We start from the raw sequence: 10,280 nt of genomic DNA on the forward strand, positions 1-10,280 counted from the left end.
CTCAATACATTTTTTTGAAAGACAAGATCTGGCTTCTCTTCCCACCCTTTCCGGTTGGTTTTATGGTAACCCAGCCTGCATCTGACCCCTTGCCTTTTACCACTTCAACCGATTCAGGTAATTCATCCATTTTTAAGCTTGACAGCCATGGTACAAAAATCGTTGTAGGAGCAGAAATATTTGTCGCTTCATGCCATTCAACATTAAGTTCACCAGTTGCGTGACTATAATGATACTGCAACAACTCACCACAAGTATAAGCTGGATAAGGTCTTAAGATTGCTTTTTTAAAATAGGCCAGGTTCTCAGTACCTGAATTATACGACCAATAGGCATTTCCAAAAAGATGAGACTCTATTAAACGAATGGCAGTGCGTGCCACTGAAACGATTCCCTCGCCATGAGAGTAATATGCTCCCCATTCACCAACCCAAACAGGCATTTCCATTTGCTCGCCCTTTTCTTTGATTCGGTTATATATAAATTCAACTCTTTCAGAATTTGAGGAGGAGGCGTCATCGGTATCTGTAACCAAATCATAACCATGTGGGGCGTACGCTACCAACATATCCGGCGAGCCGTCTTTTAAGCGAACCCGTTCGATACTGCTCTTCACACCCACATTACTAAAATAACTGTGTTCCAAAAACAAAACATGAGTCGTATCTACCTCTCGAATCGCATTCGCAACCTTCTGATACATAGCCTGTAGGTGATTTTTCTCAAACCCGGCATTAACATCATATAATGCATCAATGACGTAGGAATAATTTTCTTTCGTTGACAAAACCTTAAGTGCTTCAGTTCGTCTATTAACATCTCCCCAAATAGCAACAAGTTCTTCTTCAGTAAGAACCTTACCAGTAGTTGCATATATCAACTCACCATAGGCTGTAAGCATCGCAGGCATAGCTTGCAAAGCAGACGAACCAGCAAAAGGCTCATTCATTATATCATATCCAATCACCGTAGGATTATCAGCGTAACGTTTCGCAATATGTTTCCATAAATTCGCATAATGATCCTGCACTCCAATTCCGTCGGAAGCTGGTTTATTGGCCCAGAAATTATCAAATGCGGTTTGAACAGCTTCGCTCATCATATATGCATCACTCCATACATCACCTGTTATGTGCGGCTTTCCTTCATCCAGAGTAGCCCATTCCGGAGCTCCATTACTAAATTTCAATCCAAACAAATCCTGGTGCATATCAAGAATAACAAACACCCCATTGTCAGCAGCCCATTGAATACGTTTATCTATTTCTTTTAAATAGGATTCATTGTAGACACCTGGCTCTAGCTCCAAACCATCCCAGTTTATATAGAACCGGATGCTATTAAATCCCCAAGATTTTAAATTGGCATAAAATTCTGCACCCCCACCAAAGAGGTATTGATCTTTTTTTGATTTATTAACAACATTAATCCCATTTAATATCACATGTCGACCGTTATTATCAACAAAGCGCTGTCCCTTGACTGTTATTGTTGAAGGTGTTATTGCATCACCACCTTTGCCGTTTTCATGTGTTAAACACCCCTGCAATAAGAATACACTTAAAAGCGGTATAAAAAACAGGCCTTTTCTTCCAATTTTATTAATCCTGAACATTGTTTATAACTTTAATCTTTTTGACTATATCAACTTACTATTTTATCATTTTTTTCACTCATACAAATAAATAGTATTCAATCATTTTTGAATTTATGTATTTACAAACAACCTGCACTTTTTCATCCTCCTCCATTCCTTTCCTCGTGTTGGCTTCTTTATGATGACAAAATTATTCTATATCTTAGCATCCTAATGATACTATTTTATCATTAACACCTACATAAATAACAAAAAGCAAGTATGAAAACCGATCTATCATCAGTACATCGCGAAATAACACCATTAACACAGGGAGATTGTCTAATGGTATTTGATAGAAAAAAAAAGGATTTTGATTTCCCAATTCATTTTCATCCAGAGTATGAATTAAACTTAATAATCAATGCCGGAGGGGCAAAACGAATTGTCGGTGATCACATTGACTACATAAGCAACTACGAATTAGTACTCACAGGTCCTAACTTATTTCACTGCTGGGAACAAGGCAACTGCTCCAGCGAAGAGATACATGAAGTCACCATTCAGTTCCACAGCGATCTACTCAACTCAAAATTGCTAAATCGCAACATCATGAAACCAATTAAAGACCTCCTTAACCATGCATCCAATGGGATTTTATTTCCCGAGGAATTAGCCAAAATAATGCTCCCTAAATTGTTAAAATTATCAAAGAATAGCGGGTTCGACTCTTTTATTGATTTCTTAAATATCCTATATGATCTATCTAATGCCCGAAACCAACAAATCCTTTCTAGCGTTCAGGCAAAACAAAATAATTTCTACAACAGCGAGAAGATTAAAAAGACATACGAATACATACAAAATAATTTCCGCGATAAAATAAAACTGGACGACATTGCCCGGGAATTAAATATGACCTCCATTTCATTCAGCAGACTAATTAAACAGCGGACAGGGAAAACTTTTGTTGAATTTCTAAATGATTACAGAATCGGTTGCGCATCCCGGATGCTATTAGACACTAACGAAAATATTGCAGAGGTAGCCTACGAATGCGGCTTTAATAACCTTGCAAATTTTAACAGGATATTTAAAAAAGCAAAAGGGTGTTCTCCAACCCAATTTAAAGATAATTTTTCTGGAGTTAAGCGATTCTATTAACTCCTGCATTTGAGAATTAATATTAGCTTACCTAATAACACTCAACAACAGTCATCTGTAGCTACACCATTTTCTAAACCACCGAGTGGGCGCAAACAGCATTTATATCTGAGCAATTTAAATTCCCTTTGTTTATTGCCACTTATTTTCACAAGCGACCAATTGGCGCCCACCTAAATTTGACAGTCATAACTTACTAAAACATATGTGTGCCCGATGTACATAAAGTCCTGCCTCGGGTACCAAATTGGATTCATCCAGAACCATAAGCGCTTAAAACGAATATTTTAAGCGCTTATTATTTCAGAAATCTTCAAAAATAGTGGTCAAAACAGGCATTTAGCGGATCAGGCGCAAATTCTGGGTCTAAGCATAAATTTTACAGAGACGGTAGAGGAAAAAGTTGACATCCTTAACTCCTCTGAATTGTCTTCTGAAGTCTTTTATTGTAGCATTAAATGATTCAGCCGCCGCATTGGTGCTTCTTCCATTAAAGTAGTTGATGATTGTTTCATGATGCGTTTCAAAGGTGCGGCGTATGGTAGCAAAGGCGTCAAATCCTGATTTTTCAATTTCATTAAACCATTGCGCTAGCTTTGTTCGTGCTATATCAGGCGATATTAAGCGGTTGTATATTTCGTATAGCTTATGCGATAGTTGATAGGCCTTTTCAATGTCCGGATAGTGTTTGAACAGTACCTGAGCCCTGTTCCATTGTGACGGTGTCCACCGCTCTTGGGGCTTAAAAAGTAAGTACCTGCTTCGTGCCAGCAATTGCTTTTTGGTATCACCATTGGATAGCACTTCGGGGGCGTATTCAATGCCATTTTCTTAGCTTGTTTATAGGCTCTGCTTTCTTCATCCAGCGTCTCCCATCGATGTTTAATGCGGACGTGCTGAACAGCCTCGCAAGCCAGTTTTTGTACATGAAAACGATCGGTTACACGTGTGGCACGAGGGAAGCATTTCTTTATAATCAAATTCATGCTGCCGGCCATATCAAGACTTTCCTCGCGCACAATTTTTCGCAGATGAGCCGGGTAGTGTTCCAATATGAGTTTGATAATGGTGTCTGACTGCGTACCTTTAAACATGAGTTTGGATGAAAACCACGCGGAGAGAATATTGCCATGAATATCAACAACGATTTGAAAATTCGTTATACTCTGGATGGCAGTGAGCCCACTAAAAAGTCTGCCTTGTAAGAGAAACCCTTCTTTTTGGAGTTCGGACAGGTAAAGGCACGTTCGTTTACTAAGGATCAGATGGGAAGTGTGGTGGAACAAACATTCGGGATTGTAAAAAAAGACTGGAAGTTGCTGTCTGTCGATCATGCTAAGCAGAACCATGCCGGTATATTGGCTTTTTATGGAGATGTCAGTACTTATTGGCAATCGAGTCACAGTCAGGCACAATATCTGGCCATTGATCTGGGTAAGGCTGAAAAACTTACCGGTTTTGTCTATACCTCAAAAACGCGGCACGCTGAAGGTATGATTGAAGAAGGTGATTTAAAAATTAGTCAGGATGGGAAGCGTTAGAAAAACATTGGTGACTTTACCGTTGGTAACCTGATTAATGATCCCACGCCACAATCCTACTATTTTAATCGGCCGATAACAGCGCGTTTTGTTCGCATCGAAAGTAGGATTATTGCCGGTGGTAAGTCGGAATCAGCTGTAGCCGAAATTGATTTTTTAAAGTCTAAGTAATAGAAAAATTAACAAAGGTTAAATACTTCTTGTGTTAGAAATTTGTTTTAATAAGCATTTTTTTGAGGAACAGGATTTTCATTATACATAATATTTTAAATCAAATATTTATATATAGTGTAAATTCTGTTTTTTATATTAATCTAGGGTTAGTATCGTTGGGTATTTTTTATAGATTTGTTGACGTTATCCTAATCAGCAGAAATGACTAAAACCAACCTGACCCTTCTTGAGGGTTTAAAAAATGATGATGAACCATCGTTTAAAGTTATATACAATATGTACTTTTCACGATTGTTTTACTTTGTCCTGGAGTTTGTTCCATTGGAAGATTTGGCCGAAAATATTGTGCAAGATACTTTCTTCACGTTGTGGGATAAACGGCATCAATTAAGAGACAATAGTGAACTAGGTGCTTACCTGTTTACTGTTGCTAAAAACAATTGTTTATACCGGCTTAGGAGCCAGCGTTATCAACGTAAATTATTTGATAATTCGTATTGTATTCACGAAATAGAATTGAATATAGAAGTGTTAAGCTCATTGGATTCATCGGAATATACTTTTACCGAAATTGAGCGAATTATTCAGCAAACGCTTTTGGAACTTCCTCCTCAATGTCGAAATGTTTTTACCCTTAGTCGCTTTGAAAATTTTAAAAACCGTGAGATTGCAGAACAGTTAAGTATCTCTGAGAAGGTGGTTGAAAAACATATAAGTAAAGGACTGAAGCTATTTCGTAAGGCTTTGAAGGATTACTTGCCCTTTGTAATTTATTTGTTTGTCGGTTAGGTTTGTGTGCTTAATTAATTTTTTTTGAATTGGAAGGGGGGGGGGGGGGTAAAGTTCACTTCATGCATTCTAATATTGAAGTTAGCTTTTAAAAGATGAAAAAAATAATTAAGGTAGTAACGGGTAAGGCTTTTGTTGGGCGAGAGCAATTCTTGGTCGAACTTAGACAGTCGGAGCAAGATAAAGCTGTTTATAAAAGGGCTAAAATAGCGTGGTCTTTTCTTGCTTCTTCGAGGCAGGCTCCTGCTTATAAGGTTGAACAATCCTATGAGGCTTTAAATCATAGAATTAAGTTGAGCAAGTCTAGCATAAAGCAAATTTTTTTGTTCAAATATGCAGCAGTGCTGGTTTTGGCGCTGGGGATTGCTTTAGCAATGTTTTGGCTGGGGCAATATACGCAGCGAAATGCAGAATGGACCCAATTACACACCTCTGTTGAAGCTGCATACGGGCAAATAGCGAAAATTGTTTTGCCGGATAGTTCGGTCGTATGGTTGAATTCCGGAACAAAACTTACCTATTCAAAGAATTTTGCTGTTAGTAGCCGGCACCTTGAGCTTGAAGGACAGGCCTTTTTTCAGGTTTCGAAAAATGAAGATATTCCTTTAACAGTCTTTACAAAATCAGGAATTAATGTAAAAGTATTAGGGACTAAATTTGATGTTAGTGCCTATTCTGATGATGAAATAGTTCGCGTATTTTTAGAGGAGGGAGCTGTTGAGTTGAAGAAATCGGATGTTCAGAATTTTAGTCATTTGATGAATCCTGGGGAGATGATGACCTATGATGCTAAGCTAAAATCAATGCGAGTGACGAAGATTGCTCAAAAAGATTATGCAGCCTGGAAAGATGGAGGATTGATTTTCAAAGAGGTACCCATGTTAGATGTAATTAAAAGGCTGGAACGAAAATTTGATGTTGAAATAGAGGTTGAAAATAACAATGTGTATAAATCTATATTCAATGCTAAATTTAGAAATGAAAGTCTTGTGGAAATTTTGGATTTCATCCAGTTTTCATGCCCTATAACTTATCAGCTTGTTACTGAAGAAAACGAGAAGACTAAAGTGATCTTAAAGTAATTCTAATTTTTAAATAAACAGTTGTGCCAATGAGAAAGTAATAATCTATGTTACAAAAAAAGTAAAGGAAATGCTGTAACATCTCCTTTACAATGATCAAGTGTCAGGGGTCTGCCAAACCGCTGCACTAAGCTATTTGAATTGTGTAAATCAAATCGAAACAAATTTATGAAAAAAAAGTGTTATAAAATGATTTCCATGTGTACTATAATGTGGAGGTCAAAAATGATGAGAATCATGAGAGGGACTTTGTTTTTAATGATGTTGGGTGTAATGCAAATGTATGCAGCCGGTTCCTATTCGCAAAACACCAGAGTTAGCCTGGATTTGAAAAATGTATCTTTAAAACAGATGTTCAGTCAAATTGAAGAGAAGTCTGAGTTTTATTTTATTTATGATGCCACTGTTGTTGATGTGGATCAAAAAGTAAGTGTTATTGCAAGCAATAAATTGGTCTCGGAAATTTTAGATAACGTTTTTGGAGACTCAGATGTTAAATATAAAATCGAAAACCGTCAAATTGCAATTACTTCCCAAACAAACTATAGTTCTCAACAGAGTATTGCGATTACGGGAGTAGTAACTGATAATACAGGGACTCCTTTACCTGGCGTAACAGTGGTGATAAAAGGAACCAGTAACGGTATTATAACCGATTATGATGGAAAATACAGTTTATCAGAGGTGCCTGCTGATGCTACCCTGGTGTTCTCGTTCATTGGAATGAAAACGCAAGAAGTAACCGTTGGAGGTAATAAGGTTATAAATGTTACATTGGTTTCTAATGTAATTGGTCTTGATGAGGTTGTTGCAGTAGGATACGGTACTCAAAAGAAAGTTAATCTAACCGGGGCAATTGCCAGTGTATCCAGTAATGATTTAAACCGAAGAGTAATAACCAGCACGGAATCTATGCTTCAAGGCAGGCTTCCAGGATTGCAGGTTATTCAAAACTCCGGTGAGCCTGGTAACAATGCGAACGCATTACAGGTTCGTGGACTTGGAACATTTGATGGTGCAGGTAAAAATCCATTGGTTTTAATTGATGGAATTCCTGGAAGTATGTCATCAGTCAATCCCAATAATATTGAATCAGTAACCCTGTTGAAGGATGCTGCGTCATCTTCTATTTATGGATCGCGTGCTGCTAATGGAGTTATATTGATTACCACAAAGCAAGGCGAGAAAGGACAGTTGTCAGTTGAGTATGGGGCTAATTTAGGAATTTATTCACCAACGGTATTGCCTGATTTAGTTACGAACTCTGCCGATTATATGGAGTTGTATAACGAGGCTATGGAGCATACAGGAGGTCGTCCTGTGCCGTATACTGCTGAAGAAATAAGTATGTATCGTAATGCAACGGACCGGAATAAGTATCCAAATACAGATTGGCTCGATTTAATGATTGAACCCGCCTTTGTTCAGAATCACTTTTTGCGCATGTCGGGAGGTACTGAAAAAACGGTTTATAATGTAAGTTTCGGACTTAATGATGAGCCAGGTGTAATGGAGCCGTTTTATTACAAAAAATACAACGCTCAGTTCAATATAACATCATCATTGGATGAGCGGATTACTTTTGGAGCAAATATTGGAATGAATTATGATATAACCGACAAAACGCCCGACGGTGGTGCTGCCCAATATGCTGCTATACTCTCGCAAGGACCTACCTATAAACCAAAACTGGAGAATGGTGATTATGTAAAAAACGCGTTTCTCGATGAATATGAAAATAAGTTTCAGCCAAATCCATACGCCATCATCGAAACCACATCTAGTCAAACTAAGGGATTTAGTGTGCAGAGTAGTGCTTTTGTCGATGTTAAATTAGCCGATTGGCTGCGTTGGAAAGTAAAGGGAGGGGTTAATATTAACAACTCAAAAAATAAAATCTGGCATTCTAATGGTGTTAATACCTATCATTATAATACAGGTGAATTTGCCGAGTTATTTTCCAATGGAAAAGCTGGTTTATCGGTTAAGCAATTTAACGATATTCAGCCTGTATTGTACTCTCATTTAACATTTGATAAGCAATTATCCGACCATAATATTAAGGCTTTAGTTGGTTATCAACAGGAGAATTATAAATATGAAACTTTAGGTGGTTTCCGCGAAGGATTCTTCAATAGCTCAGCTCAGGAGCTGGATGCAGGTTCGAGCAATGGACAAACGGTTGAAGGAACATCCCAGGAATGGGCCATATTGTCGTACTTTGGACGTCTAAACTACAACTATAAAGAGAAGTATTTACTTGAGCTTAACGGTCGTTACGATGGATCGTCGCGCTTTAGTGAAGATAACAGATGGGGATTTTTTCCATCCATGTCGGTTGGTTGGAGAATGTCAGAAGAATCTTTCCTGCAGGATGTTGACTATTTATCCAATTTAAAGTTAAGGGCGTCTTTTGGGGTGCTTGGTAACCAGGATATTGGTTATTATCCTTATCAGGATATTCTATCAATTATTCAGGGGTATCCTTTTGATGGAGCTTTGGTTTCAGGTGCCAGGCCTTCAAGTATTGTGGATAAGGACATGAAATGGGAAACAACTCGCATTTATGATGTTGGATTTGATGTTTCATTATTTGACAGTCGTTTCAATTTTACTTTTGACTGGTTTAATAAATTCACCTACGATATTTTGCGTAGAAAACAGGTTGGTGGTTTTTACGGATTGCAGGGGCCTGTTATTAATGGCGGTGAAATGAGAAATACCGGTTTTGAGTTTGATACACGATATACCGATCAGATTGATGACTTTAGATATAGTTTGTCGTTTAATTTGCAGACTTACAAAAATACGGTTGAAAAATTTGGAGAAAGGGAGATCTCCGGTAATACAATTATTGAAGAAGGAAAACCATGGCGAACATGGTACATGTATGAATGGGTTGGAGTATTTCAGTCGCAGGCTGATATCGACAACTCAGCAGTTCATCCTAACCAACCCAAGCCTGGAGACATTAAGTTTAGAGATGTGGATAATAATGGTGTGATTGACCAGAATGACAGGGTTCATATTGATGGTGCTTTTCCAAAGTTTTCTTACTCATTTAGTATGAGTGCTTCATGGAAAAACTTTGATTTTAGTGCGCAGTTTGCCGGTGTTGAAGGACGAAAGTTATACATGAATTATCAAGGGATGGATCCATTCTATAAAGGTACGCCTCCATCGAAAAAATGGTTAACCGAACGCTGGACTCCGGATAATCCAACCAATAAAATGCCTGCCATTTACGCTGGTTTTTATCATCAGGCCATTGAGGGTTCTTATTCGAGTTATTATTTGCATGATGCCGATTTTCTTAGGTTGAAAAATCTACAGATAGGATTTACTCTACCACAGAGATTAGTGTCGAAACTGAAGCTTCAGAATGTTAGATTCTATTATTCAGGTGATAATGTGTTGACTTTTGATAGTCTGGACGGAGTAGATCCGGAGCGGGTAGCTAATAGTGGTACGTACGCTGCTTACCCACAAAATAAAGTTCATTCGCTTGGATTAAACGTGAAATTTTAATGTTAAAAACGAACTAAAATGATAAAAACAATATATAAGCTCGCATTCCTGGCAGTTATAATTTTGTTGACATCTTGCCACGATGATTTTCTTAATAGAAACCCGTTATCAGCTATCTCCTCTGAAACATTCTGGAAGAGTGAGCAGGATGTAATGGGTGCGCTTTCGGCATGTTATGAACCCTTGAGTAAAACAGGTTGGGAAGCTGGTTTTGGTGGATTAACAGCTCAATGGGAAGCGCTTACTGATGATGGTTATACAAATGCTGGTTGGCCAAGTAATTTTCCGGCACCATCAAGAGGTCTTATTGAATCAACAACAAGTGGTATCGTGCGGGATTGGTATTTTTTGAAGGCTGTAGTTTACAATAGCGTTTTAATTTTGTAACTTAATGAGAAAATGCCATGGATACCGCCAAAATAAAAG

General features: G+C 37.9%; 9 protein-coding genes and 1 pseudogene. 7 read left to right on the forward strand and 3 right to left on the reverse strand.

Annotation, left to right across the window (positions count from 1 at the left end):
• Window position 1: 1 nt before the first annotated feature.
• The gene (locus tag ACRD7A_RS16295; protein ID WP_430812268.1) at window positions 2-1,615 is read right to left on the reverse strand and encodes a cellulase family glycosylhydrolase; all 1,614 of its coding nucleotides are present in this window, start codon (window positions 1,613-1,615) and stop codon (window positions 2-4) included.
• Window positions 1,616-1,858: 243 nt separating this feature from the next.
• On the opposite strand from ACRD7A_RS16295, the gene ACRD7A_RS16300 reads away from it, so the two are divergent.
• Window positions 1,859-2,740, forward strand: coding sequence for an AraC family transcriptional regulator (locus tag ACRD7A_RS16300; protein ID WP_430812269.1), 882 nt, complete (start codon window positions 1,859-1,861; stop codon window positions 2,738-2,740).
• Between the two features lie 366 nt (window positions 2,741-3,106).
• Here the strand turns inward: ACRD7A_RS16300 and ACRD7A_RS16305 are convergent, their stop codons facing one another.
• Window positions 3,107-3,544, reverse strand: a complete 438-nt coding sequence (locus tag ACRD7A_RS16305; RefSeq protein WP_430812270.1) for a transposase — start codon at window positions 3,542-3,544, stop codon at window positions 3,107-3,109.
• 17 nt (window positions 3,545-3,561) lie between these two features.
• A pseudogene (locus ACRD7A_RS16310) lies at window positions 3,562-3,834 on the reverse strand (transposase); the annotation flags it as partial.
• 36 nt (window positions 3,835-3,870) lie between these two features.
• Here ACRD7A_RS16310 and ACRD7A_RS16315 point away from each other — a divergent pair.
• The 6 genes from ACRD7A_RS16315 to ACRD7A_RS16340 all read left to right on the forward strand — a co-directional run bounded on the left by ACRD7A_RS16315 (window position 3,871) and on the right by ACRD7A_RS16340 (window position 10,241).
• Complete coding sequence (locus tag ACRD7A_RS16315; protein ID WP_430812276.1) at window positions 3,871-3,945, forward strand: chitobiase/beta-hexosaminidase C-terminal domain-containing protein; 75 nt, start codon at window positions 3,871-3,873, stop codon at window positions 3,943-3,945.
• A 15-nt stretch (window positions 3,946-3,960) separates the two neighbouring features.
• Window positions 3,961-4,281 (forward strand): discoidin domain-containing protein, encoded by a 321-nt coding sequence (locus tag ACRD7A_RS16320; RefSeq protein ID WP_430812271.1) that lies wholly within the window; start codon window positions 3,961-3,963, stop codon window positions 4,279-4,281.
• A gap of 375 nt (window positions 4,282-4,656) precedes the next feature.
• The gene (locus tag ACRD7A_RS16325) at window positions 4,657-5,244 is read left to right on the forward strand and encodes an RNA polymerase sigma-70 factor (RefSeq protein WP_430812272.1); all 588 of its coding nucleotides are present in this window, start codon (window positions 4,657-4,659) and stop codon (window positions 5,242-5,244) included.
• 95 nt (window positions 5,245-5,339) lie between these two features.
• The gene (locus tag ACRD7A_RS16330; protein WP_430812273.1) at window positions 5,340-6,326 is read left to right on the forward strand and encodes a FecR family protein; all 987 of its coding nucleotides are present in this window, start codon (window positions 5,340-5,342) and stop codon (window positions 6,324-6,326) included.
• 237 nt (window positions 6,327-6,563) lie between these two features.
• Window positions 6,564-9,854, forward strand: coding sequence for a TonB-dependent receptor (locus ACRD7A_RS16335; protein ID WP_430812274.1), 3,291 nt, complete (start codon window positions 6,564-6,566; stop codon window positions 9,852-9,854).
• 18 nt (window positions 9,855-9,872) lie between these two features.
• A complete protein-coding gene (locus ACRD7A_RS16340) occupies window positions 9,873-10,241 on the forward strand; it encodes a hypothetical protein (protein WP_430812275.1) in 369 nt (122 codons plus the stop codon).
• Window positions 10,242-10,280: the final 39 nt, after the last annotated feature.

It is taken from the genome of Carboxylicivirga longa, assembly GCF_050589825.1.
GTDB lineage: Bacteria > Bacteroidota > Bacteroidia > Bacteroidales > Marinilabiliaceae > Carboxylicivirga > Carboxylicivirga longa.

Bases quoted from the DNA above. Each gene is read 5' to 3' on its own strand.
- ACRD7A_RS16295 (WP_430812268.1), bottom strand. From the start codon at position 1,615: ATGTTCAGGATTAATAAAATTGGAAGAAAAGGCCTGTTTTTTATACCG.
- ACRD7A_RS16300 (WP_430812269.1), top strand. From the start codon at position 1,859: ATGAAAACCGATCTATCATCAGTACATCGCGAAATAACACCATTAACA.
- ACRD7A_RS16325 (WP_430812272.1), top strand. From the start codon at position 4,657: ATGACTAAAACCAACCTGACCCTTCTTGAGGGTTTAAAAAATGATGAT.
- ACRD7A_RS16330 (WP_430812273.1), top strand. From the start codon at position 5,340: ATGAAAAAAATAATTAAGGTAGTAACGGGTAAGGCTTTTGTTGGGCGA.
- ACRD7A_RS16335 (WP_430812274.1), top strand. From the start codon at position 6,564: ATGAGAGGGACTTTGTTTTTAATGATGTTGGGTGTAATGCAAATGTAT.
- ACRD7A_RS16340 (WP_430812275.1), top strand. From the start codon at position 9,873: ATGATAAAAACAATATATAAGCTCGCATTCCTGGCAGTTATAATTTTG.